General features: G+C 68.5%; 14 protein-coding genes. All 14 read right to left on the bottom strand.

The annotated features are described in order from the left end of the window. Nucleotides 1-518: 518 nt before the first annotated feature. The 14 genes from gspD to purL all read right to left on the bottom strand — a co-directional run bounded on the left by gspD (nt 519) and on the right by purL (nt 24,867). Nucleotides 519-2,720 (bottom strand): type II secretion system secretin GspD, encoded by a 2,202-nt coding sequence (gene gspD, locus ACMZ91_RS12230; protein ID WP_049461668.1) that lies wholly within the window; start codon nt 2,718-2,720, stop codon nt 519-521. A gap of 9 nt (nt 2,721-2,729) precedes the next feature. Further along, on the bottom strand, nt 2,730-3,524 hold the full coding sequence (locus ACMZ91_RS12225) for a type II secretion system protein, XpsN-like (RefSeq protein ID WP_049461667.1): 795 nt from the start codon (nt 3,522-3,524) through the stop codon (nt 2,730-2,732). Then, complete coding sequence (gene gspM / locus ACMZ91_RS12220) at nt 3,514-4,233, bottom strand: type II secretion system protein GspM (protein ID WP_032130127.1); 720 nt, start codon at nt 4,231-4,233, stop codon at nt 3,514-3,516. The genes ACMZ91_RS12225 and gspM overlap by 11 nt, the downstream gene beginning before the upstream one ends. Continuing rightward, on the bottom strand, nt 4,208-5,353 hold the full coding sequence (locus ACMZ91_RS12215; RefSeq protein WP_049461666.1) for a PilN domain-containing protein: 1,146 nt from the start codon (nt 5,351-5,353) through the stop codon (nt 4,208-4,210). Before ACMZ91_RS12215 ends, gspM begins: the two co-directional genes overlap by 26 nt. Beyond that, nucleotides 5,350-6,213, bottom strand: a complete 864-nt coding sequence (locus tag ACMZ91_RS12210; protein ID WP_414578252.1) for a type II secretion system minor pseudopilin — start codon at nt 6,211-6,213, stop codon at nt 5,350-5,352. The genes ACMZ91_RS12215 and ACMZ91_RS12210 overlap by 4 nt, the downstream gene beginning before the upstream one ends. Continuing rightward, a complete protein-coding gene (locus ACMZ91_RS12205) occupies nt 6,210-6,842 on the bottom strand; it encodes a type II secretion system protein J (RefSeq protein ID WP_071228220.1) in 633 nt (210 codons plus the stop codon). The genes ACMZ91_RS12210 and ACMZ91_RS12205 overlap by 4 nt, the downstream gene beginning before the upstream one ends. Then, nucleotides 6,839-7,258: a type II secretion system protein XpsI gene (gene xpsI / locus ACMZ91_RS12200; protein ID WP_049461664.1), complete on the bottom strand. Its 420-nt coding sequence runs from the start codon at nt 7,256-7,258 to the stop codon at nt 6,839-6,841. Before xpsI ends, ACMZ91_RS12205 begins: the two co-directional genes overlap by 4 nt. Further along, complete coding sequence (gene xpsH, locus ACMZ91_RS12195) at nt 7,255-7,749, bottom strand: type II secretion system protein XpsH (protein WP_032130132.1); 495 nt, start codon at nt 7,747-7,749, stop codon at nt 7,255-7,257. Before xpsH ends, xpsI begins: the two co-directional genes overlap by 4 nt. A 6-nt stretch (nt 7,750-7,755) precedes the next feature. Next, entirely contained in the window at nt 7,756-8,199 is a 444-nt protein-coding gene (gspG, locus tag ACMZ91_RS12190) for a type II secretion system major pseudopilin GspG (protein ID WP_004142831.1), read from the bottom strand. A gap of 49 nt (nt 8,200-8,248) precedes the next feature. After that, nucleotides 8,249-9,469: a type II secretion system protein XpsF gene (xpsF, locus tag ACMZ91_RS12185; RefSeq protein WP_032130133.1), complete on the bottom strand. Its 1,221-nt coding sequence runs from the start codon at nt 9,467-9,469 to the stop codon at nt 8,249-8,251. A 24-nt stretch (nt 9,470-9,493) separates the two neighbouring features. Continuing rightward, nucleotides 9,494-11,218 carry a type II secretion system ATPase GspE gene (gene gspE / locus ACMZ91_RS12180; protein ID WP_049424954.1) on the bottom strand — a complete coding sequence of 575 codons (1,725 nt, stop codon included), beginning with the start codon at nt 11,216-11,218 and terminating at the stop codon, nt 9,494-9,496. A gap of 136 nt (nt 11,219-11,354) precedes the next feature. Then, the gene (locus ACMZ91_RS12175; protein WP_049461663.1) at nt 11,355-13,208 is read right to left on the bottom strand and encodes a S8 family peptidase; all 1,854 of its coding nucleotides are present in this window, start codon (nt 13,206-13,208) and stop codon (nt 11,355-11,357) included. A 157-nt stretch (nt 13,209-13,365) separates the two neighbouring features. Next, nucleotides 13,366-20,544: an ESPR-type extended signal peptide-containing protein gene (locus ACMZ91_RS12170; protein WP_049461662.1), complete on the bottom strand. Its 7,179-nt coding sequence runs from the start codon at nt 20,542-20,544 to the stop codon at nt 13,366-13,368. 438 nt (nt 20,545-20,982) lie between these two features. Then, nucleotides 20,983-24,867: a phosphoribosylformylglycinamidine synthase gene (gene purL, locus ACMZ91_RS12165; RefSeq protein WP_414578254.1), complete on the bottom strand. Its 3,885-nt coding sequence runs from the start codon at nt 24,865-24,867 to the stop codon at nt 20,983-20,985. Nucleotides 24,868-25,063 lie beyond the last annotated feature (196 nt).

Genomic DNA, 25,063 nt, shown 5'->3' with positions numbered 1-25,063 from the left:
CTGAAACTGAAAGGTCTGAGCCCGGTAAAGTACCGGGAGCAGGCCCAATCGGCCGCCTGACCCCGTCCAAGTCTCGGGGGTCACTTCACCATGGGGGCTTGGCCGCGGCATCCATGCCGCGGACACTCCCGCAACCGGACCCACCCCGCCTTCGACAGATCTCTGCGATCTGCAGTAGATCCACGCCATGCGTGGATGAATCTCCATCGGAATCGAATATTTCGAATTGGAATCGAAAAGCATCCACGCATGGCGTGGATCCAGCGTGTCGACCAAGGTCGACACCTACCAACAGCCGCGGGAATCTGTCAGAGGCGGGGCGGTGTGGGTTGGCAGGACCGTTGGCGCCATGGATGGCGCCATCGAGCCCCCATGGAAGGGTTTACGGCGTGTCCTGACAACCCACACCGCCCCGCCATCCCCCAGAAACCCGCTGTTGCTGTTGCTGTTGCTGTTGCTGTTGCTGTTGCTCCAGCTCTGGCCTCTGCGGGTGCCGGGCGCAGCCCGGCCGTAACCCCTTACTTCTTTGCGCGCGGCTGGTTCAGCGGTTCCATCGCGCGGAAGCGCTGGCTGTACTCGTCGGTCAGGGTGCGTGCCTCCTGCCCGTTGCGCACGATGCTCGGCGTCAGCAGCACGATCACCTCCGAACGGCGGCTGGTGCGGCTCTTCTGCCCGAACAGTGCGCCCACCACCGGAATCCGGCTCAGGCCGGGGATGCCGCTGCTGCCATCGGTGCCCGTGTCGGTGATCAGGCCGGCCAGCATGATGGTGTCCCCGCTCTGCACCGCCGCTTCGGTCGACAGCTTCTTGGTGGAAATACGCGGGTTGCAGTTGCGCTCCGTCGGATTGCAATTGTCCGGCACGTTGGAGGCACTGCTCACTTCCTGCACGATGTCGAGGAACACGGTGCCATCACGGGTCACGCGCGGCCGCACCTTCAGGATCACGCCGGTGTCGATGTACTGCACCGAACTGTAGGTGCCGGCGCCGATACCGGTGTTCACCGTGGTGGTGTTGATCGGCACCTTGTCACCCACGTTGAGCGTGGCCTCGGCGTTGTTGCGCACGAACACCGAGGGGGTCTGCAGCAGGCGCACATCGGTGACCTTGTCCAGCGCGCTGACCACCGCCGCGCCATTGTGGCCGGTGAACGCCCAGCCAAGGCCTTCGCCACCGGTCGCGGCACCGGCAAAGCTGCTCCAGGAGCCGCCGGCGGCGGCCGGCAGGGTCACGCCGGCCAATGCGCCGGTCAGCGCGCGCCCGGCCACCGCGTTGTCGAAGAACCAGTTCACGCCGTACTTCAGGTCACCCTCCAGTGCGACCTCGGCCACCTGCGCTTCGATATGCACCTGCAGCGGCATCACGTCCAGCTTCTCGATCACTTCGCGGATCGAGCGCCAGGCCTGCGGGGTCGAGCGCACCAGCAGGGTGTTGGTTTCCTCCACCGCCGACACGCCCACGCGATCGCCTTCCACTTCCAGGCTGACGCTGACGTTGCCGGACTGGCGCTGCGGCAGGTTCATGCTGCCGTTGCCGGTGCCACTGGAGCCACTGCCCGGCGTCGAACCGAAATTGCTGCTGTTGTTGCTGTCCATGCCACGCTCACCGTCGCTGCCCAGCTGCGACGGCATTGCACCCGGTGCCAGCGAGGCCGGGCTGGAGCCGCCGCGATTGCCGCTGCTGGCGAAGGCTTCACTGAGGCGTTCGGCCAGATCCCGCGCCTTGATGTAGCGCAGCTCATAGGAGAACAGGCGGGCGCTGCCACCGGCGGTATCGATGCGGTCCAGCCACTGCTGGATCTGGTCCAGGTAACGCACCTGCGGGGTGATCACCAGCACCGCGTTGGCGTTTTCCAGCGGCAGGAAGCGGAACATGCCGGCGCTGGGCGTCTTGCTCTCCTCGCCGAACACCTTCTCCAGATCGGCGGCCACCTGCTCGGCCTTCCCCGACTGGATCGGGAACACGCCCACCGACATGCCCGACAGCCAGTCGACGTCGAAGATCTCGACAGTGCGCATGTAGTTTTCCAGCTCGGCGCGGGTACCGCCCAGGGTGATCACGTTGCGGCCGCTGTCGACGTTGACGATGGCGTTGGGGCGCGCGTACGGCTCCAGCACCTTCTTCATTTCAGTTGCGGAGATGAACTGCAGCGGGATCACCCGCACCTCGAAACCGCGTGCGCTGGCCGCCGGCGCCGTACTCGGTGCGACGGTGCCGGCCAATGCCTGATCGGCGGCGACGATGTTGTAGCGGCCGCCGCTGTAGACCATGCGGGCATTGTTCCAGCCCAGCACCATCTCCAGCAGGTTCAACGCCTGCGCCGGCGACACCGGCTTGGGCGTGGCCAGGGTGACTGTGCCCTGCACCCCCGGTGCGATCACGTAGTTCTGGCCCAGCATGTCACCGAGGATGGCCTTGACCACCGCATGCACCGATTCGCCTTCGAAATTGAAGGTTGCTTCACCGGTGCTGGCGCCATGCAGTGCCGGAGCCGGTGCGCGTGCTGCTTCGCGGTTGATCATGGTGCCGGTGCCACGGCGGATCACCGCCTGCGGAGCGCCCTGGGCGTCACGGGCAGCATCAGCGGCGACTTCGGCCGCCTGGCCGGCCTCGGCAGTGGGCGACAGATTGCCCTTGCGCTGCACATGCGGTGCGGACACGGTGCTGCAGCCGACCAGCAGCGCGAGGGCAAAGGACCAGGGAAGGAAACGCAGGCTCATGCATTCACTCTATCGGTTGGTGCCATCGCCCGGGGGCGGCGACGGTTGTTGCTGCTGTTGTTGTTGCTGCAGCTGGCGGCGACGGGCCTGGATGCGTTCGCGAATGGCCTGCATCTGCGCTTCGCTGGGGCCGTTGTTGTTGGCAGGCGGTGTGGCGGCCGCCGCAGCCGAGGATGCCGGCGCACTGCCAGCAGGCGACGGCGATGCGGTTGCCGCAGCCGGCGGCGGTGCCGGCGGAGCGCCTGCCGGGGGCGGCACAACGATCGCACCGGCCGGTGGCGCACCGTTGGCGCCGCGCAGCACGGTCGGCGGTTCCCCCCCCTGCCCGTTGAATACCGCCAGTTCCAGCACCTGGTTGCCACCGGGGCCGATCACGGTGGCCTGGCGCGGCTGCAGTGCGACCAGCTGCCAGCCGTCGACGGCTTCACCGTTGAGGCGCAGGCGCAGCGAGCGGTTCTGTTCGGTGGTGAAGGTGGCCATGCCGAAGTCGCCGGTCAGCAGCACGCCGGTCAGGCGCAGCGCGGCGCTGGCGGCGGGCTCGCTGCCGCCGAGCAGGTAGGGCTTCGGCCTGCGGTCCTCGGCGAACAGCGGTCGCTCGCCGATCGCGCTGTAGCTGTCGGCACTGGCCATGCGTTCTGCAACCAACGGCGGCAGCACCGGCAACGAAGGCACCGCATCGGCATCACCGTCCGCACCTGGCAGCTGGCTGCCCAGACCGAAGCCGGTGGCCAGCCAGACCGCTGCCGCCCAGCCGGCCAGTGCCAGCAGGAAGCCGGTGCGAAGGCTGATCTGCTCAAGCTTCATCGGCCACCTCCTGCCCTTCTTCCGGCGCAGCCGGTGCGGCGGCCGGTGCAGGTGTGGCCGAAGGCGGTTGCGGCGCCGCGCCCGGTTCGGCTGCAGGTGCCGGCGCAGCGCCATCGGCCGCAGCACCGGGCAGCAGGTAACCGGCCAGTTCGAACGACACGTCCAGGCCGAGCCCGGACTCGTTGGGCGACTGCTGGAAGCGCTGCGCGATCAGGTTGAGGTTGTCGACGAACAGGCGCGGGCTGCCGGTTTCCAGGCTGTGCAGCACCGTGGCCAGTTCGGCCACACCGCAACGCAGGCGCACCTGCATGGCCACGCGCACGAATTCGGCGTCACGGCGGTTGTCGGTCAGTGGCGTGCGGTTGCTGATGGTGCAGCTGCGGTTGCCCGGGCTGGCCATCGCCACCGCATCCTGCAGCTTCGCGCCCAGCGCAGCGGCCGCAGCTTCGGCGGTGGCTTCGCGCAGGAAGCCCGGCCGCTGCTGCAGTGCCTCGCGGGTGGCGCGCAGGCGCTGTTCGATCTGCGGCTGCTGCTGCAGCTGCGCCTGCACGCGCTGCTCGCGCTCGCGCAGGGCAGCCACGTCGGCGTCGATTTCGCGCAGTGGCTGGGTGAACCAGGGGTGCACCAGCAGCAGGTACGCCAGACCCAGCACTGCCAGCAGCAGCGCCAGTGCCAGCCAGCGGTCACGGCGTGCGCTTGGCATCGGCATCGGCCGCCTCCCGTGTCGGGGCCGCAGCCGGCAACGGCTGCAGTTCGGCGGTCATGGTGAAGCGGTCACGGCCACTGGCTGCGCCATCGGCCTGCAGTACGCCGGTCAGGTTGACCTTGCGCCACTGCGGTGCGTCCTGCAGCAGCTGCACCAGCTGCGAGGCCTCGCGGCTCAGGCCGATCAGCTGCAGGTTGTTGTTCTCGATGGCCAGCTTTTCCAGGTAAGTGCCCTCCGGCAGGCGCCGGGTCAGTTCATTCCAGATTTCCACCGTTCCGGCGCGCTGGCTGCGCTGCTTTTCCAGGAATGCGGCACCATCGATCAGCGCCTGCAGCTGCGCGCGTTCGCTGGCGACACCACGCGCACTGCGTGCACTGCGCTCGACCTGCGCACGCAGTTCGTCGGCGGCGGCGCGGCGGTTGTCGAGCAGCTGCAGGGCCGCCAGCACCAGCATCACCAGCGCGGCCACGGCCAGCAGCACATTCCAGCGCCGCGTCGGGTCTGCCCGCAGCTGGCGCTGCCCCGGTGGCAGCAGATTCACCTGCAGGGATTCACCCTCGGTGTCGATGGCATCGACACCGGCCAGTGCATCGGCCCATTCGCCTACGCTGGCCCGCCACGCCTCAAGCTGGCGCAGTGGCCAGGCGATCAGTTCGACCTGCAGCTGGCCCTCGGCGGCGCCCCCGAGTTCACGCACGTCATAGCTGACCTGGCTGGATTCGAACGGCGTCTGGCGGTCGATCTCGAAACCGACCACGGCGCGCAGCCGGTCGGCCGCAGCCGCAGGTAGGCGCAGATGACGACGCAGTACCTCGCTGGCCGGCAGCAGCCACACCCGCGGCAGGCTGCGCAGTCGCGGTTCCAGCACGCGGTCCAGTTCGGCCGGCGACAGCGGCCATGGCACGCTGGCAACTGCTTCGCGGCGTTCTCCGGCCTCTCGCCAGACCTGCAGCTGCTCACCCTGGCGCTGCAGCAGCAGGCGCGCCTGTGCCCAGCCCAGTGCCCACTGCCAACGTGCCGGCACCCAGGCCAGCAGCGATTGCCGCCACCAGCGCAGGAAACGGCCGGCGCCAGGGCCGATCCGGCCCTGCACCTGCCGCACACTGTCCTGCCATGCCGTCATCTTGCTGTCATTCCCTGCTCCCAGCGAAGCACTGTGTAGGACCGCCCGGGAACCCCGCCCGAGCCATTGCGTACCACTGCCTGCAACACCGACCGGCGTCCACTGCCGTCGGTTGCACGAGACTCGATACTATAGGTGCCGCTGCTGCTGGCAAGCGTTGTCGCACCGCCAGCGGTATCTGCGTCACGCTCCTGCTGTGCGCGCTGCGCCAGCACGGTATCCGCATCCAGGCCCAGTGCGGTCAGCACCGGCGCGCTGGCGAACTGGGGATCCGGGCGTGCCTGGCGGCTGTACAGGGTCAGGTGCGGCAGCATGGCCTTGTACAGCGGGCCGCGCATGCCCAGTACCCGCTGCAGTTCACCGAGCGTCTCGAAACGCTTGTTGCGTGGGCCATACGGCAACCCCGCCGCCGCATAGTCCGGGGCTTCGGCACCGCCGCCCGGCTGCAGCAGGCTGTCTTCATCACGCCAGTCGACAATGGCACCGGCCAGCTGCCGGGCTGCCCCTTCGTCTTCGCCGAGCGCCTTGAGGAACGCGGTCAGCAAGGTCACGTCGACCAGGTTCAGGTTGATCTTGCCGTTCTCGTCCAGCACCTTGATCGCGATGCTGGCGTCATCGAACTGCCAGCGGTAGGTTCGGCCATCAGCGCGCCAGGGCGCCCGCAGCGGATCGGCGGACAGGCGCAGCAGCGCGTACTCCAGGCCGGCGCGCGCCCGTTCCTGGCCGCGTGCATCGTCATCCAGCACCCGCTGCTGCAGATGCTCGACCCGTGCGCTCAGCGCGAACGCACCGACCAGCGCGGTCATCAATGCGATCAACCACAGCACCAGTACCAGTGCCGCACCGTGTTGCCGGTTCATCGCGCGCCTCCGCTGCCACCGTTGCGCGGCGCCACCACCAGCGTCGGCCAGGGCGCGCCCCTGGCCGGGACGATCTTGATCTCCACCAGCATCGGCAGGCGGCGGGTATCGTCCCAGCGCGGCATCCAGTCGCTCACCTGGCCGGTACTGGCATCGATGCCGCGATAGCGAAGTTGTACCGACTTCAGGTTTTCCACCAGCACTTCCGGCGGGCGCGGCGGGTTCTCGGCGATGCGCTCGCCTTCCTGCAGCAGCACCAGGTCCAGCAGCAAGCGCTGCTGGCCATCGCGGCCGTCCACCTGCAGCGCGTGCAGGTAGGGTCCGCCGCGGCCGAGGTAGCCCGGCAGATCGGCGGCGAACAACATGCGCTGCTCTTCGCCCTGGAAGAAGATCGGTTCGCGGGTGGGATCGGGTACTTCCAGCGGCGCGCGCAGCGCACCGGCCAGCTGCCGCCGCAACAGCGCCTGCACCGCGCGCATGCGCTCACTCTCGGCCGCGATCTGCTCGCCACGCTGACTGACCGCCATTGCCGAGCGGACGCTGGCGAACGCCAGCGCCAGGCCACCGGCCAGCAGCACCGTGGCCAGCATCACTTCAACCAGCGTGAAACCCGCGGCGCGGCGCTTCATCGCGCGCTCTCCAGGTCCGGCGGCAGCAGGCGCAGGCTGCGCCAGCGCAGCTGCTCGCGTTCGCTGTCGCCCCAACGCACCTGCAGCTGCAGTTCGGCCAGCCAGGGGGCACCGGCCGACTGTGACTGCACGGCGTTGCCGGCACGTGGCTCCACCCACGGCTGCACCTGCAGCTCCCAGTGGTAGCGTCCCTGTTCCCAGTCGCCCTGCTGGCTACCCACCTGCAGTGGCGTGGCGACACCGGTTTCGGCCAGCAGCGACTGCGCATGCAGTATCGCGCGCGTGCGCAGCTCGGCCTCGCGCACCTGCCTGGCACCACCGGACAGACTGCCCAGCAGCAGGGTCAGCGCCAGCCCGAGCAGGGCAAAGGCGATGATCACTTCCAGCAAGGTAAAGCCGCGAATGTGCCGCTTCATTGTGCCCGCCAGGGGCCGGAGCGGACCTCACCGGTCAGCCAGCCCACGTCGATGCGCCATTCGGCATCGTCACGCTGCAGCCGGATGCGGCCACCGCTGGAGCCACCATCGGGATGGAACTCGATCACGCCCTGCCCTGGCGCGGTGGCCAGCTGCGCGGCGCCTTCGAACTGCACCTGCAGCTGTGCCGGCACGTCACCATGGCGCTGGTTGGCGCCTTCCCAGCGCCGCTTTGCCGGTTCGATGACAAAGCGCTGCGGCTCGCCGCGGGCGATCGCCTGCGCGCGTACTACCCGCAGCTGGTTGGCGATGTCCTTGCCGGCGCTGCGCAGCTGCATGCCGGCGAAGCCGCGCGACAGGCCGGCGGCGGTAATCAGGCCGATCGCTGCGATCAGCGCGATCACCAGCAGCATTTCCAGCAGCGACAGGCCTGCTGCGCGCCTGCCGTGCAGGCGCGGGCGAGGCAGCCGGCGCGGCAGGAAATACGTCATGCAGGATTACGGCTGGTAGCGGATGTCGGCATCGACGCTGCTGCCGCCGGCCTTGCCATCCTTGCCGAGGCTGATCAGCTCGTACGGCTGGCCTTCGCCCGGCGCACGGTACTCCAGCGCGTGGCCCCACGGGTCGTTCAGGTCAGCCGGCTTGGCATACGGCCCCAGCCAGCCACCGACACCCGCCGGTGCGGTCACCAGATCGTTGAGCGAGCCGGGCAGCTTGCCGGTATCGATCTGGTAATTGTCGACCTTGGACGCAACGGTCTGCACCTGCGCCTTGGCGATGTTGGCCTTGCCGCGATCGGCGCCGCCCAGCACGCGGCTGGCGACCAGGGTCAGCACCGCACCGATCAGCACGATGACGATGATGATTTCCAGCAGGCTCATGCCCGACTGGTTGCGCGCGGCGGTGAAGGAAAGGCGGATCGGTCGACGGGAAGCAATCATGGTCGGTCCTTTCAGTTGCGGAGTGTCGGGGTTGCGTAGGGATCCATCGTCAACCGATGGCATTGGTCAGGTCGTACAGCGGTACCAGCACGGCAACGATCACCGCACCGACCACCGAGGCCAGCACCAGGGTGATCGCCGGCACCATCGCCGCCAGCAGGCGGTCGATGCGCCGGGCGCTGTCCTGTTCGAAGGTATCGGCGGCTTTCAGCAGCATGGTATCGAGTGCACCGGATTCCTCGCCGACCTGGATCATCTGCAGCGCCAGGCGCGGGAAACGCTTGCCGCGCGACAGCGCCAGCGACAGGCCGGTACCGTTCTTCACTTCATCCGCGGCGGCTTCCACATCGGCGGCCAGCGCGCGGTTGCCCAGCACGTTGCGGGCGATGCCCAAGGCACCCAGCAACGGCACGCCATTGCGCAGCAGGGTGCCCAGCGTGCGGGCCAGCCGCGCGGTTTCCAGTTCGCCGAGCAGGCGGCCGATGCCGCGACGCTGCAGCAGCCAGCCATCCAGCGCCAGCCGGAAGGCCGGTTGCCGCGCCTTGCGTTCGAAGAACAGCGCAAGTATCCCTGGCACCACCAGCAGCAACACCCACCAGTCGCGCACGAACAGGCCCAGCTGCAGCACCGCGTTGGTGAACCACGGCAGCGCCACATCCAGGCTTTCGTACATCTGCGCGAACTGCGGCACCACGTAGCCGAGCAGGAACAGCAGCGCGCCACCCACCACCACCAGCAGGATGGCCGGGTACACCAGCGCGTTGATCACCTTGCCCTGCAACGCGCGGCTGCGTTCGAGGTAGTCGGCCAGGCGCTGCAGGGTTTCGTGCAGGCTGCCGCCGGCTTCACCGGCCCGCACCATGTTCACGTACAGGCGCGAGAACAACCCATGCTGGCGCTCCAGTGCGGTCGACAGCGGCGCGCCACCGCGCACCACATCGCGGATGTCGGTGATCGCGCGGCGCGAGCGTTCGTCTTCGGGCAACCCGAGCAGGATCGACAGCGCGCGATCCAGCGGCTGGCCTGCACCGAGCAGTGTCGCCAGCTGCTGGGTGAACTGCAGCAATGCCGCACCCTGCAGCGGCCGTTGGCGGAACAGGTTGCGCCAGGTACTGCCACCGATCGCACCGCCATCGGCCAGCTGGGTCTCCATCGGCAGATGGCCCTGGTCCTGCAGGCGCGCGACCAGCTCGGCCTCGCTTGCCGCTTCCATCTGCCCGTCGAAGATCTCGCCGTGCGGATTCAGTGCCTTGTAACGGTAGGTCGGCATGTCAGCCCCGGCGTCCTGCGCGCATCAGCTTTCCTCGGTGACACGCAGCACTTCCTCGATGGTCGTCTGACCACTGAGGGCCTTGGACAGACCATCTTCGTACATCGTGCGCATACCGGCTTCGCGGGCAATGCGTTCGATCTCGCCCATGCCGTCGCGGCGCATCACCGCGCGCCGCAGCGCGTCGTTCATCACCAGGAATTCCATGATGGTGGTCCGGCCGAGGTAACCGGTCGGCGCCAGCGCGGAGGGCTTCGGGCGGTACAGGTGGATCGGTCCTTCCGGCTGCAGGCGGCGCAGCTCGAAGCGTTCGATCTCCTCCGGCGAGGCTTCATAGCGCTCGGCATGGGTCGGCTCCAGCCGACGCACCAGGCGCTGGGCCAGGATGCCGTTGATGGTGGAGGTAAGCAGGTAGTCTTCCACGCCCATGTCGAGCAGGCGGGTGATGCCGCCGGCTGCGTTGTTGGTATGCAGGGTGGACAGCACCAGGTGGCCGGTCAGCGCCGACTGGATCGCGATGCGCGCGGTTTCCAGGTCGCGCATTTCGCCGATCATGATGATGTCCGGGTCCTGGCGCACGATGCTGCGCAGGGCGTTGGCGAAGTCCAGGCCGATCTGCGGCTTGGCCTGGATCTGGTTGATGCCTTCGATCTGGTATTCCACCGGGTCTTCGACCGTGATGATCTTGACGTCGGCAGTGTTCAGCTGGCTCAGCGCGGTGTACAGCGTGGTGGTCTTGCCTGAACCGGTCGGGCCGGTCACCAGCAGGATGCCGTGCGGCTGTTCCAGCACCTTGCGGAACTGCGGCAGGAAGGCGTCAGTGAAACCGAGACGATGGAAATCGAACACCACCGTTTCGCGGTCCAGCAATCGCATCACCACGCTTTCGCCGTGCGCGGTCGGCACCGTGCTCACGCGCAGGTCCAGCTCCTTGCCCTGCACGCGCAGCATGATGCGGCCGTCCTGCGGCAGGCGGCGCTCGGCGATGTTGAGCCGGGCCATGATCTTGATGCGGCTGATCACCGCAGCAGTGAGGTTGGCCGGCGGGCTTTCGCCTTCCACCAGCACGCCATCGACGCGGTAACGCACCTTCAACCGGCTTTCGAACGGTTCGACATGGATGTCCGAAGCGCGCAGCTCCACTGCACGCTGGATCACCAGGTTGACCAGGCGGATCACCGGCGCTTCCGAGGCGAGGTCACGCAGATGCTCGATGTCATCGACCGCACCGCCCTCGCCATCGGCGGTTTCGACGATCGCGCCCATCGCGCTGCGGCCCTGGCCGAACCAGCGTTCGACCAGGTCATCAATTTCTGCGCGCATGCCCAGCACCGGTGTCACCGGTACACCCAGTGCCAGCTGCACGGCCTGCTGCGGATAAGGATCATGGGCATCGGCCAGCCACAGCCGGACCCCCTGTTCATCCAGCGCCAGCGGGCAGACATGGAACTGCTTGAGGAAGCGCAGCGACAACGGCAAGCCTTCCGCCAGCCCTTGTGGCGGTGCTTCCGGCAGCTGTTTGCCTTCCAGCAGCGGCAGCCCCAGCACTTCGGCGCTGGCCTGGGCCTGGTCACGCTCGGAGACCAGCCCCAGCCGCACCAGCAGGCCCAGCAGGCTGCCGCCGGCCTCTGCGTGCAGCGGCCGCGCACGTGCCAGATCGCCTTCCTTCAGCCGGCCGCGCGCCAGCAGCGCATCCAGGATGCGGCCTTCAGCGTCGTCGGCAGCGGCGGTAGCAGCAAGCGCGTTCACATGACTCTCCTGTCAATCGGCTCGACTTTAACAGTTAAGCCATGATTTCCGCCGCCCCTGCGCCACCTTTCGTAAAAAGACGAAGCCCGTCACATGGGATGACGGGCTTCGGCCATTCAACTACGACAGTTCAAGCTTACTGCGTGGCGAGAATGCTCACCCCGTTGTAGGCCGCTTCACCCACCACCTTGATGTAGTAGGTGGCCGCCACCGGCTTGGTCACCCGCACCGTCTCGGAGGTGCCCGGACGGGTCGACTTGGCGTCGTTGTCGCTGGCACTGGGCTCACGGCCTTCAGCCACGTAGACCGAAACGTTGCCGGTGCCACCGTAGGTGATCACGCTGAACTGCTTGCCGGCAGCCGCTTCGAAGCTGTAGAGCTTGCTGCTGCCGGCCGCACCGGACAGGCCACCGACGGCGGCCTTGTTGGTCAGCGGCGTGGCCACCGGCCCGCAGTTCTCGGTGCACGGTTCTTCCAGTGCCTTGGCCAGCGCGGCCTTGGCATCGAGGATGCCGGTACCGATCGGCGTGGCTGCCGGGATGGCGACCGGGAACGGACGTGCGGTTTCCTTCAGCAGGGTACGCATCGCGGCCGGGGTCAGCGGATCCTTGCCCTTGGCGATCAGTGCGCTCTGCACCAGTGCAGCAACGGCGGCCACATGCGGCGAGGCCATCGAGGTACCGCCCATGCCCATGTAGCCCGGCGTGCCCGATTCCGGCGTGGTCGCCGCATTGGAGCCGGTCTGCCAGATGTAGCCACCCGGGTTGCCGTCGACACTGCCGCCGCCACCCGGACCGGACAGGTCCACGCGGGTGCCGTAGTTGGAGTAGTAGGTGATGCCGCCGGTGATGCGCGTGGCACCCACGGTCACCACGCCTTCGCAGCTGGCCGGACGGTACTTGGATGCGTTGTCGGCTTCATTGCCCGCCGCGACCACCACCGTGGTGCCACGCGAGATCGCGCCGTTGATGGCGTCCTGGTAGGTGCTGCCGCAGGTACCGCTGCCGCCCAGGCTCATGTTGATGATCTCGGCCGGGTTGGTGTTGGCCGGGATGCCGGTCACCGTGCCACCCGATGCCCAGACCACCGCGTCGGCGATGTCGGACAGGTAGCCGCCGCACTTGCCCAGCACACGTACCGGCAGCACCTTGGCCTTGTAGGCGACACCGGCCATGCCGACGCCGTTGTTGGTCTGCTCGGCCACGGTGCCAGCGACGTGGGTGCCGTGCCAGGAACTGTCCTCGGCCAGCGAGCCGTCATAGCACTCGTTGTCGTTCTCGACCCAGTCACCGTAGTCCTGCGCACCCGGCACACGATCGTTGGTCGGGCGCCGCGAGGTCTCCGCATCGCTGATGAAGTCGTAACCCTCCAGCAGGTTGCCGACCAGGTCCGGATGCTGCGGCAGGATGCCGGTATCGATCACCGCCACCACGATGCCCTCACCCTGCGAGACATCCCATGCCGCCGGTGCGTTGATGCCGCCGACCGCATTGTGCAGATGCCACTGGTTCTGCTGGTAGAAGGGATCGTTCGGCACCAGCGCCGGCTGTACGTTGCCGGCACGCAGTTCGGTGCGGCGCAGCTTCACGTCGGCTTCGGCGTACTGCACCGACGGGTCGGCCTGCAGTTCCTTCAGCACACGCTGCAGTTCGGCCGGGGCCAGGCGGCCCTGCACGCGGATCAGGTCCGCACCGGTAGCGAGCTTGCGTACCACCTGCGGGCCGAGGGTACTGGCACGTGAGGTACCGCCGGACAGGCTGGCCCGGGTCAGCGCCGACTGCACGGTGGACAGCTTCGCCGAGCGGTCGGTGGCGGCGGCAGCGCCGGCCCGGTACTTGACGATGATGCGCTCGGTGCCCGGCTGGGCGGTGCTGGCCTGGCGCACCGGTTCGCGGGTCGGCAGGCCGGCGGCGTGGACGGCACCGACGGCCGTCATCGACAGCACGGCGGCGGCAAGCACATTGATGCGAAGGTTCTGCTTCTTGATCACGTCGAATTCCTCTTCTGGGTCATGGATCGAACCAACACTGCGGCCATCATTCCTTGACGACTCCCGGCCGGCCCAGCCGGGATTGCCGTGACCTCCCCCCAGGCCCTCACTGCAGGTGCTGCGCCGGCGTGGGTGGCCGCCGGCGCGATGGAGTGGCTTACCAGCCGAAGCCGGCACCGACGCCAACCGAGCTGTCGTCGCTGCTGAAAGCACCGCCGAAGGTCACCGTGGCGCGATCGCTGATCGCACGCTGGTAGCCCAGCGACAACGCCGACTCGCCGCCCTGGAAACCAATGCCGACGCCGACCCGGTTCTGGGTGCGGATACCGGCGGCACTGGTGGCCATGTTGAGCATCGCCGCGCTCATCGCACCCTGGCGGTCGATGCGGCGATCCATGTGGCGCAGGCGTCCGTCGATCTCGCCCTTGAACACATCGAAGCTGTCGGCGACGGCCTGGACGCGGCTGTCGGTGTAGCTGTTGGCCGTGGCCATGCCACGGTCGAGCTGGCCCTTGTTGACCGCATCGGTGGCCGTGGTACCCGCCGCCACATTGGTGACCTGGCGCTCGTTGCCTTCACTGCCCACCGAGACCGTGTTGGCACGATCGGCAACCGAGCCCTGGCCCAGCGCCACGGCATTTGCCGCAGTGGCATTGGCGCCCTGGCCGATGGCCGTGGACGAAGCGCCACTGGCGACGGCGCCCTCGCCCATGGCGACGGCATTGAAGCCCGTCGCGGGAGTGCCAACCGGAATCCCGGCACCGGCGGCAGCAGCGGTCGGCGTGCCCTGCACACGCGCGGTGCTGGCCGGTGCCGCGTCGGCCGTTGCAGGTGCATCAGCGGTGCTTGCCAGCGGGCTCTCATCCAGCGAGGCACTCATCGCGCGCAGGTTGGCAGTCCCGGCACGCGAGCCACCGGCGGTTCTGCGGTCGATCTCGCTGACCTTGCGGTCCAGCGCGCCGAGCGCATCGCCGACGTTGCTGTAGGTGGCGCCCTGGATCACGTAGTTCGGGGCCACGAACACCCCCTGCATGCCGACGCTGGCACCACCGCCGAGGAAGCTGGCGGCATCGCTGAGCGACTGGAACAGCTGGCCGCCGTTGATCGCCTGGCGACTGCCCGCAGCGATGCTGCCGGCACCGACGTTGTCGATGGTGGTGCCCTGGAAGCCGGACAGGGTCAGGCGGTCACGGCTGGCGTCGTCGTAGCCGACCGCGCTGGCCGCGGTGGTTTCCACGGTGGCGATGCGCGAATCGAAATCGCCCACGCGCGTTTCCACCGCACCCACCCGCTGGTTGGTGACGTTGAGCTGGGAGCCGGTGATGGCATCGCTGCTGCCGGCGGCGATGCGGCCATCGGCCACATTGACGATGCGGCGCGTGGCCGGACCCTCGGTGCCGTTGCCACCGCCGACCGACACCACGTTGGCATCGAGCGCACGCGAACCTGCGCCCAGTGCCACCGAGTTGGCACCGGATGCGCCGGCGCTGGTACCCAGCGCAAGTGCACCATTGCCGATCGCCATCGCATTGGCACCCAGTGCATTGCTGCGTGCGCCGCTGGCGCTGGCCGCCGAACCGATCGCGGCGGCATCACTGCCGCTGGCGCTGGCGATACCTGCGCCGGTGGCCTTGACGTAACGCGCCGTGCCATCAGCGGTTGCGGCGACCGCATCAAGCTGGCCGCGATTGACCGCATCGGTGCGCTCGGTACCGGCGGCGACGCGGGTGATCTGACGATCACTGGTGCTGCTGCCCACCGACACGGTGTTGGCACGGTCGGCCACCGAGCCTGCGCCCAGTGCGATGCTGCCGGCCGCCGACGCGTTGGCACTGACACCCACCGCAGTGGCATTGGCGCCGGTGGCCTTGCTGCCGTAACCCACTGCAGTGCCAAGGCGACCACTGGCTTCGGCATAGCTGCCCAGCGCCGAAGCGCCGTCGGCCGAAGCATTGGCGCGGAAACCACTGGCCTGCGACTGGGTGCCGCTGGCCGTGGCCTGCGCGCCGCTGGCAGTGCTGTAAGCGCCCTTGGCCTGGGCGCCGGCGCCGGTAGCACTGGCGCCGAGTTCGCTGGCGCTGGCGCCACTGCCCACGGCTACGCTGTCGACACCAGCAGCCTGCGCCGCGTTGCCGAGCGCCGCCGCATTGTTGCCGGTGGCGAGCGCATCGAAGCCCACGGCCGTGGCATTGCCGGCCATGGCATTGGCACCACTGCCCAGCGCGGTGGCGCCGTTGCCGATGGCGTTGGCCGCGTTGCCGGCGGCCAGTGCGTTGTCACCGTCCACCAGGGCACCGGCCTCGCCATCGGCATTGCCGCTGGCCTGGAACTGCCGGCTGGTCTTGTCGGCGACGCTGGCGACTGCATCCAACTGGCCTTTGTTCACCGCATCGGTGGCTTCGGTACCGCCTGCGACATGGGTGACCTGGCGCTCACCGCCCGCCTTGCCGACGGCCACAGTGTTGTCACGGTCGGCCTTGGATCCGGCGCCGAGCGCGACGCTGTTGTTGCCATTGGCGGTGGCGTTGGCACCCAGCGCGGTGGCGCTGCTGCCCGCCGCCCACGAATTCCAGCCGATCGCCGTGGCGTAGTCTTCGGTGGCCCACGCGCCCGCACCGAATGCCGCGGCACCGGTGCCACTGGCACGCGACGGGATCAGGCCGAAGAAGGTGCTGCCACCGATCGCCACGCTTTCTTCGCCACTGGCTTCGCTGGACTGACCGACCGCTACTGCACCGGTACCGGCGGCGGCGGCACCGAAGCCGACCGCCGTGGTGTTGGCGCCACTGGCCGCCGAACCGTAGCCCAGTGCCGTGCCGAGCCGACCGCTGGCTTCGGCATAACCGCCGACAGCGGTAGTGCCATCGGCGGACGCGGCGCTGCGGAAGCCGCTGGCCAATGCCTGGGTGCCGCTGGCATTGGCTTCGGCGCCGCTGGCGGTGCTGTACGCACCACTGGCCTGCGCACGCGCACCGGTGGCTGTGGCGCCCAGTTCACTGGCGCTGGCGCCGGTACCGAGCGCCAGGCTGTCTTCGCCGGTGGCCTGTGCCGTGCTGCCCAGGGCAGCCGCGTTGCTACCGGTGGCCAGCGCATCGATGCCCACGGCGGTGGCGTTGGCGGCCAGCGCATTGGCACCACTGCCAAGCGCGGTGGCACCGTTGCCGATCGCATTGGCCGCGTCACCGGCCGCCAGCGCGTTGTCACCCTCGACCAGCGCCCCGGTTTCGCCATCGGCATTGCCACTGGCCTGGAACTGCCGGCTGGTCTTTTCCGCTGCCGCGGCTACGGCATCGAGCTGATTCCTGTTGACCGCATCATTGCCCTGGATGCCGTCGGCCACATTGGTGATCTGGCGGGTATTGCCACCGCCGCCCACCGATACGGTGTTGTCACGGTCGGCAATCGAGTCCGCACCCAGCGCCACGCTGTTGGCACCACGCGATTCGGCGGCGTTGCCCAGTGCGGTGCTGTTGATGCCCCCCGACCAGGCGCCACCACCCACCGCAGTGGAGTAGTTGCCCGATGCCTCGGTGGCCAGCAGACCGAACAGCGAGCCGCCAACGGCGACACTGTTGGTGCCGGTGGCCAGGCTGCCCTGGCCGGTGGCGGTGCTGTAGGCGCCGGACGCTTCCGAGTCGCCACCCACTGCCACGCTGTTGGAGCCGGAGGCGTTGGCGAAGTTGCCGAACGCGGTGGCATTGAACGCCGAGGCCTGCGCGTAGCCACCGATGGCGGTGCTGTAACCGCCGCTGGCTTCGGCACCGATACCGAAGGCCGCCGACGCCGTACCACTGGCTACGCTCTCGCTACCGACAGCGGTGGCCGCGTCACCACTGGCATTGCTGAAGTAGCCCACGGCCACGGCCTCTTCGCCGGACGCTTCGGACAGCACGCCATTGGCAGTGCTACCGGCGCCGCTGGCGATGCTGGCCGCACCGAACGCCGCGCTCTGCTCGCCGCTGGCTTCGCTTTCCGCGCCATGCGCGGTGGCGTACTCGCCCGTGGCCTGTGCGTTGGCACCAACAGCGCTGGCGTTGGCTGCGGTCGCCAACGCATTGAAGCCCAGCGCCTGTGCGTTGCTGGCCAGCGCGTTGGCGCCGCTACCCAGTGCGGTGGCGCCATTGCCGATGGCGTTGGCGGCATCACCGGCCGCCAGTGCGTTGTCACCTTCCACCAGCGCACCGGCTACGTCATCACCGTTGCCGCTGGCCTGGAAGAAGCGGCTGGTGGTGGTGGCCGTGGTCGCCACCGCATCCAGCTGCGCCTTGTTCACCGCATCGGTGGCCTGGGTGCCGGCGGCGACGTTGGTGACCTGGCGTTCGTTGCCGGCGCTGCCCACCGACACCGTGCGCGCTCGGTTGGCGACCGAACCGGCACCCAGCGCGACCGTATTGCTGGCGCTGGCATTGCTGCCCGCACCCAGCGCGATCGCGCTTTCACCACCGGCTACCGTGTTGGTGCCGATGGCGATGCTGTTGATGCTGTTGCCCAGCGCCTGGAAGCCCAGCGCCACGCTGTTGTCGCCATAGCCGAAGGCACCACGGCCGACCGCTGTGGAGCTGGCGCCGTTGGCCCAGCTGTTGTAACCGATGGACGTTGCGCCGCTGCCACTGGCCCAGGCCGCGTTGCCGAACGCCGAGGCATTGGTGGCAGTGGCCCATGCACCCGAACCGAATGCTGCTGCGCCACTGGCAGTCGCCCAGCTGTAACCGCCTACTGCAGTGCTGTCATCGCTGCTGGCGAATGCGCTGTCGCCGACCGCAACCGCATAGCTGCCGGTGGCGCGCGACTTGCCGCCTGCGGCGAAGCTGTTGTCACCACTGGCCTTGGCCGCGTTGCCGAAGGCGCTGCTGGCAGCCCCGGTGGCCTGCGCGCCGCTGCCGACTGCGGTGGCATCGGCAACAGCGGTGGTGCCCACCTGCTGCGCCGTGCCATCGGCACCGATGATCGGCTGGTTGAACTCGTCGTAGGCCTGGCCGAGGCCACCGATGGCGACACCGCCATTACCGGTGGCCGCGCTGTTGCGGCCCACGGCCACGCTGTCATCGCCGATGGCCGACGCGGCAGCACCATGTGCAATGGCACCTGCGCCGATCGCATTGCTCGACGAACCCACAGCGATGGAGCCTTCGCCATCAGCCAGTGCGCCAGCATCACTGCCCGCCTCCGGCTGTGCCTGGAAGAAACGCGCGGTGGTGTCGGCAGTGCTGGCCACGGCGTCGAGCTGGGCTTTGTTCACCGCATCGGTGGCTTCGCTGCCTGCAGCAACACTGGTGATCTGCCGCTCGTTGCCGGCGCTGCCGACGGCCACGCTGTTGGCGCGCACCGCTTCGGAATTCGCGCCGAGTGCCACACTGTTCGCGCCGCGTGCGGTGGCGTAGTAACCCACGGCCGTGCTCTGCGCACCGCTCGCCCAGGTCTGCGCGCCGAGGGCACTGGCGTTCTCGCCCGGTGCATAGGCGAAGTAGCCGACCGCGGTCGCTTCGGCGCCGGAGGCTTCGCTGAGGCTGCCGTTGGCCACGGCACGGTCGCCACTGGCGATGGCACCGGCACCGACGGCGGTGGCGGCTTCGCCACTGGCCTGGGTCTGCACGAAGAAGCCCAGGCCGGGGATCAGGTCAGCCGGACCACCGATGGCGACGCTGCTGGTGCCCGTCGCGTTGCTCTGCGTACCCAGCGCGGTGGAATAATCGCCGATGGCATTGGCCACGGCGCCGAAGGCCGACGCCTGCGCACCGGCCGCATAGGCGCCGACGCCGTAGGACGACGCCGCAAAACCACTGGCTTCGGCACTGGCGCCGACCGCAGTGCCGCCGACGCCTGCGCTGGTTGCGCCGGTTTCCACCGGCACGCCGCCGCTGGTGATCAGCGGGTTGCCGTCGGCATCCACCGCAGCGCCACCCACGGCAACGCTGCCCGGACCGTTGGCCTGCGCGTTGTTGCCGAACGCGGCACTGTTCTGGCCCGAGGCCAGCGCGTTGTTGCCAACGGCAGTGGCGTTCTGCGCGACGGCGGTGGCGCCGGCACCGACTGCAGTGGTGCCGTTGCCGATGGCATTGGCGGCCTCGCCGGCCGCCAGCGCCTCGTCGCCCTCGGCCAGTGCACCGGCATCGCTGTTGCTGCTGCCATTGGCCTGGAAGCGCTTGGCGGTGGAATCGGCCACGGCGGCGACGTCCTTCAGCTGACCGACATTGACTGCATCGTTGTCTTCGGTGCCTGCGGCCACGCTGGTGATCTGCCGGGTCAGCCCGTATTCGGCGGCACCAACGGACACGGTATCGACGCGGTCGGCCAGCGAGCCCGCGCCGAGCGCCACGCTGCCGGTGGCAACCGCAGCGGAATTCGAGCCCAGCGCGGTGCTGTATTCACCAACGGCGGTGCTGAATGCACCCACCGCAATCGACGCTTCGTTGGCGGCGGTAGCGCCGCGGCCCAATGCGGTGCTGCCCGGGCCCATCGCCACGGCACCGCCGCCCACAGCCGTGGCGCCATCGGCAGTCGCTTCGGACAGCGCACCCAGTGCGGTGGCCGCGCCGTTCTCGCTGGCGGCGGTCGCGCTTGCGCCAACCGCGGTGTCGCCAAGACCGAAGGCCGCAGCGCTCTGCCCGACCACCACGCTGGCATCGCCGATTGCCAAGGCGCCCTGGCCGAACGCGCTTGCGCCCAGGCCCGCGGCAATGGCCTGGGTACCGATGGCAGTGGTGGCATTGGCCAGCGACTGCGCGCCGGCACCGGCCGCGACTGCGCCCTGCCCGTCGATCTTCGCCGCGTCGCTGTCATCGCCTGCGCCATCGGCCTTGAAATAGCGGTTGCCATCTGCGGCAACGTCGGCCAGCGCAGCCTGGGTGGCGCGCGCCTGCGCGTCCAACTGCGCCTTGTTCACCGCATCGGTCGCCTGGGTGCCCGCCGCAACGTTGGCGATCTGCCGTTCCTTGCCGGCATCGCCGACGGACACGGTGTTGGCCCGCGTGGCCTTGGAGCCAGCGCCCAGCGCAACGCTGTTGGCGGCACTGGCATTGCTGTTGCTGCCGATCGCCACCGCGTTGCTGCCCTTGGCCGTGGCCGAGCCTTCGATCAGGCACTTTTCGAGCAGCTTGCCGCTGAATGCAACGCAGGTGGCGCTGCCGCCGATCTGCACCGACTGTGCTGCGGCGCTGCCGCTCATGCCCAACCCCATTGCCAGGCCCAGTGCCACTGCCAACAGTGCGGGCGTGGCCTGTGTCGCATCGCGGCGCTGGTCGACGACCCCGCCGCCGCTGTCGGAGGAGGCCAGTTCCGAGGCCACCACCAACTGACCCAATGCTTTGTTCCAGACCTTGCGATAAATCCGATTCATCGGTACGGCTCCTGATTGGACTGGTTTTGGGCAAAGCAACGCCACCGCTGGGCTTTCCGGCCCAACGTCCCCTGGGGGCGTTTATTCGCGTGATTTACTGCGGGGTATTGCCGAACGGCGCGCAGCGACAGAAAACCGAGCGCGTGCGCCAAGCGGTTACTGCGAAATGAATGATTCTGAAACGGGGCTCAAGTGTTAACGGCAACTTTGCAGATCGTCAAGACTTTGACACAGCAAATCCTATTGCCGTGAAGCACATCACTATTTCACGTGTTTATGAAAGTATTTTGTTATACATGCGTGACGATTCCTCGACGCATGAAAATGCATGTAACTAGCGGTCGCGACTGGAGTTTCAAGCGCGCAAAGAAAAACCCGCCGATCAACGGCGGGTTTTTCCATACGCGATGGCATTGAGGCCTGCGCGATGCAGTGCGATCAGCCGCACCACACCCGCGCGTTGCGGAACATGCGCATCCACGGCGAGTCACCCTGCCACTCGGTCGGAGCCCAGCTCAGGTTGAGCGCGCGCGGGGTGCGTTCCGGGTGCGGCATCATGATGGTGACGCGGCCGTCACTGCTGGTCAGGCCGGTGATGCCGTCCGGCGAACCGTTCGGGTTCAGCGGGTACTGGCTGGCGACGTTGCCATTGCCGTCGATGTAGCGCAGCGAGACGCGTGCGGCGGCCTGGTCAACGGCGTTGTCGAACACCGCCTGGCCTTCACCATGCGCCACCGCCACCTGCAGGCGTGATCCGGCCATGCCACGCAGCAGGATCGACGGCGATTCCACCACCTCCAGCAGCGCGGTACGGGCTTCGAACTGCTCGCTGGCGTTGCGGCGGAACTGCGGCCAGTGCTCGGCCCCCGGAATGATGCCCTTCAGCTGGCTCATCATCTGGCAGCCATTGCACACGCCCAGCGCGAAGCTGTCCTCGCGCGCGAAGAATGCGGCGAAGGCATCACGCAGCGCACTGCGCTCCAGGATCGAGGTGGCCCAGCCACGGCCGGCACCGAGCACGTCGCCGTAGCTGAAGCCACCACAGGCGACCAGGCCGGTGAAGTCCTGCAGGGCCACGCGGCCTTCGATCAGGTCGCTCATATGCACGTCGAACGCGCGGAAGCCGGCACGTTCGAAGGCGTTGGCCATTTCAATCTGGCCGTTCACGCCCTGCTCGCGCAGCACGGCCACGCGCGGGCGCGCACCGGTGCTGATGAACGGCGCCGCCACGTCTTCGTTGAGGTCGAAGCTGAGCTTGGGCTTCAGGCCCGGCGCCGTGAAGGAACGCGCAATCTCGCGCTCGGCGTCGGCGTTGGCCGGGTTGTCGCGGCGCTTCTGCATCGCGTGGGTGACCGACCACCAGGCGTCGAACAGCGCGTCCCAGCGCCACTCGGCCAGGTTCTCGCCGCCCAGCGACACGCGCACCACCGGCGCGGTGGTCGGCTTGGCGATGCGCTGTGCGCATTCGGTCAGTGCGTGGCGTTCGACCAGATCGGCGAACGCAGCACGGTCTTCGCGCGCGATCTGCACCACCGCACCCAGTTCTTCATTGAACAGGCTGCGGAACGGATCATCGCCCCAGGCATCGAGGGTGATGTCCAGGCCCAGGCGCGAGGTGAAGGCCATTTCGCACAGCGCAGCGAAGGCACCGCCGTCGCTGCGGTCGTGGTAGGCCAGCAGCAGCCCGGACTGGCGCGCATCGCGGATCAGTTCGAAGAAGCCACGCAGGCGCTGCGGGTCGTCCAGGTCCGGAGCGGCACCGGCGAAAGCCGGCAGTTCGCCGTGGTCGGCATGCACCTGGGCCAGGATCGAACCGCCCAGGCGCTGCTTGCCGGCGCCCAGGCCGATCAGCCACAGCTCGCTTTCCACGTCGCGGTCGAGCAGCGGCGTCAGCTGCTGGCGCACGTCGGCCACCGGCGCAAACGCCGAGATCACCAGTGACACCGGCGACACGCTCTTGTGCGCTTCGCCCTGGTCGTGCCACTGCGCCTGCATCGACAGCGAGTCCTTGCCCACCGGGATGCTGATGTCCAGCTGCGGGCACAGTTCCATGCCCACCGCCTTCACTGCGTCGTACAGCAGCGCGTCTTCGCCCGGGTGGCCGGCCGCGGCCATCCAGTTCGCCGACAGCTTGATCTCATCCAGCGCATCGACCGGGGCCGCGCACAGGTTGGTCAACGCTTCGCCCACCGCCATGCGTGCCGAAGCAGCGGCGTCGAGCAGGGCCAGCGGGGTGCGCTCGCCGATCGACATCGCTTCACCGGACACGCCTTCGAAGTCGGCCAGGGTGATCGCCACGTCGGCCACCGGCAGCTGCCACGGGCCGACCATCTGTTCGCGTGCGGTCAGGCCACCGACGCTGCGGTCACCGATGGTGACCAGGAAATTCTTTGACGCCACCGTCGGGTGCGCGAGCACGCGAAGGCCGGCTTCCTGCAGGTCCAGGCCGCCGGTCTTCAGCGCCGGCCAGCGCGGGGCCGACGGATGCGCGGTGTCGCGGTGCATCTTCGGCGGCTTGCCGAACAGCACATCCATCGGCAGGTCGATCGGCGCATCGGCCGGGGTGTGGCCCGGCACCGCACCGTAGGCCACCACCAGGTGTTCCTCGGCAGTCGCCACGCCAACCGCGGCGAACGGGCAGCGCTCGCGGGCACACAGTGCGGCGAACTCGGCCAGGCGCTCCTGGGCCACGCCCAGCACGTAGCGTTCCTGCGACTCGTTGCACCACAGCTGCATCGGCGACAGCGACGGATCATCGGTGGGCACCTTGCCCAGGTCGATGACACCGCCGACCTTGGAGTCGTGCAGCAGTTCGGGGATGGCATTGGACAGGCCACCGGCACCAACGTCGTGGAAGAATTTGATCGGGTTGTTGGCGCCCATCGCCACGCAGCGGTCGATGACCTCCTGGCAGCGGCGTTCCATTTCCGGGTTGTCGCGCTGCACGCTGGCGAAGTCCAGGTCCTCGGCGCTCTCGCCGGAGGCCACCGAACTGGCGGCACCGCCGCCCAGGCCGATCAGCATCGCCGGACCGCCGAGCACAATGACCGCATCACCGGCCTGCAGCTGGATCTTGTCGACCTGCACGCGGTCGATCGCGCCGAGGCCACCGGCCAGCATGATCGGCTTGTCGTACGCGCGCACCAGATCGGCGCCTTCCGGCAGCTCGAAGCTGCGGAAGTAGCCGAGCAGGTTCGGGCGGCCGAACTCGTTGTTGAACGCAGCGCCGCCAAGCGGGCCGTCGGTCATGATTTCCAGCGCCGGTGCCATGCGCGGGTTCAGCGCGCGCGGCGCTTCCCACGGCTGCGGCAGCTCCGGAATGCGCAGGTGCGAGACCGAGAACCCGGACAGGCCCGCCTTCGGCTTGCCGCCGCGGCCGGTCGCGCCTTCGTCGCGGATCTCGCCACCGTTGCCGGTCGAGGCACCCGGGAACGGCGCGATCGCGGTCGGATGGTTATGCGTTTCCACCTTGATCTGGAACGCGCTGGGCACCTGCGGCTCGCGGCGGTATTCGCCGCTGGCCGGATCCGGGCGGTAACGCGACGCCGGATGGCCTTCGATCACCGCGGCGTTGTCGCTGTACGCGCTGAGCGTGTGCTGCGGGGTCTGCTGGTGGGTGTTCTTGATCATCCGGAACAGCGAGCGGTCCTGCTCCTGGCCGTCGATGGTCCAGCTGGCGTTGAAGATCTTGTGCCGGCAGTGCTCGGAGTTGGCCTGCGCGAACATCATCAGCTCGACGTCGGACGGCGCGCGGCCGAGCGCGGTGAAGCGTTCGCGCAGGTAGTCGATCTCGTCCTGGGCCATGGCCAGGCCGAGGCGCTGGTTGGCAGCCTCCAGCTGGTCCACCGGCACGCGTTCCAGTTCACCGCGGGCCGGCGCCGAGAACAGCGCCCGGCCCTGTTCCACGGTCTCCAGCACCGACTGCGTCATCGGGTCGTGCAGCGCCTTGACCAGCGCCTGCTGGGCGGCGGCATCGGCCGGCCACCCCTGCACGTCGATGCGCAGGCCACGCTCGACCCGGCTGACCGGCTGCCCGGCACCACGGACCAGTTCGGTGGCCTTGCTCGACCACGGCGACAGCGTGCCCAGGCGCGGCACCACGATGCGGCTGACCGCGCCGTCGGCCACGGCCTCGGCCTGCGGCGCGGCTTCGAGGATGCGGCACAGGGTGGTCAGGTCGGGGGCGGCGCTGCCTTCGGGCTGCACGAAGTAGACGTGCCAGGCACCGCTGATACGCAGGGAGGGAGCGATGGACTGCAGGCGGGATTCAAGACGTTCGCGGCGGAACGGCGACAGGGCGGGCGCGCCCTCGAGGACCATCATGTCCGGGGAACCGTAGTTGGGAAACGGGCCCGACATTGTACCGGAAGCGGGGGAAGGGCTTTGGCCGGGCGGCGCCCGGCACCCGCCGAGGCCAAGGCAACGGCAACTGCCAAAGCAAAAGCGGGGTTCCCGTGGGATGGCGGGGTGGGTCCGGTTGCGGGGGACGCCGTGAATCCGTCCATGGAGGCTCGATCGC

This window comes from Stenotrophomonas sp. FR024, assembly GCF_047500745.2.
In the GTDB taxonomy this organism is placed as follows: domain Bacteria; phylum Pseudomonadota; class Gammaproteobacteria; order Xanthomonadales; family Xanthomonadaceae; genus Stenotrophomonas; species Stenotrophomonas maltophilia_A.
Note: the sequence above shows the minus strand (reverse complement) of the source record. Positions and strands in the feature narration are given on the sequence as shown.

What these genes read in the sequence shown, in the direction of transcription:
- ACMZ91_RS12210 (WP_414578252.1), bottom strand. Translation starts at nt 6,213, where the DNA reads ATGAACCGGCAACACGGTGCGGCACTGGTACTGGTGCTGTGGTTGATC.
- gspD (WP_049461668.1), bottom strand. Translation starts at nt 2,720, where the DNA reads ATGAGCCTGCGTTTCCTTCCCTGGTCCTTTGCCCTCGCGCTGCTGGTC.
- ACMZ91_RS12205 (WP_071228220.1), bottom strand. Translation starts at nt 6,842, where the DNA reads ATGAAGCGCCGCGCCGCGGGTTTCACGCTGGTTGAAGTGATGCTGGCC.
- gspM (WP_032130127.1), bottom strand. Translation starts at nt 4,233, where the DNA reads ATGCCGATGCCAAGCGCACGCCGTGACCGCTGGCTGGCACTGGCGCTG.
- ACMZ91_RS12170 (WP_049461662.1), bottom strand. Translation starts at nt 20,544, where the DNA reads ATGAATCGGATTTATCGCAAGGTCTGGAACAAAGCATTGGGTCAGTTG.
- ACMZ91_RS12215 (WP_049461666.1), bottom strand. Translation starts at nt 5,353, where the DNA reads ATGACGGCATGGCAGGACAGTGTGCGGCAGGTGCAGGGCCGGATCGGC.
- gspG (WP_004142831.1), bottom strand. Translation starts at nt 8,199, where the DNA reads ATGATTGCTTCCCGTCGACCGATCCGCCTTTCCTTCACCGCCGCGCGC.
- xpsF (WP_032130133.1), bottom strand. Translation starts at nt 9,469, where the DNA reads ATGCCGACCTACCGTTACAAGGCACTGAATCCGCACGGCGAGATCTTC.
- xpsI (WP_049461664.1), bottom strand. Translation starts at nt 7,258, where the DNA reads ATGAAGCGGCACATTCGCGGCTTTACCTTGCTGGAAGTGATCATCGCC.
- xpsH (WP_032130132.1), bottom strand. Translation starts at nt 7,749, where the DNA reads ATGACGTATTTCCTGCCGCGCCGGCTGCCTCGCCCGCGCCTGCACGGC.
- ACMZ91_RS12225 (WP_049461667.1), bottom strand. Translation starts at nt 3,524, where the DNA reads ATGAAGCTTGAGCAGATCAGCCTTCGCACCGGCTTCCTGCTGGCACTG.
- purL (WP_414578254.1), bottom strand. Translation starts at nt 24,867, where the DNA reads ATGATGGTCCTCGAGGGCGCGCCCGCCCTGTCGCCGTTCCGCCGCGAA.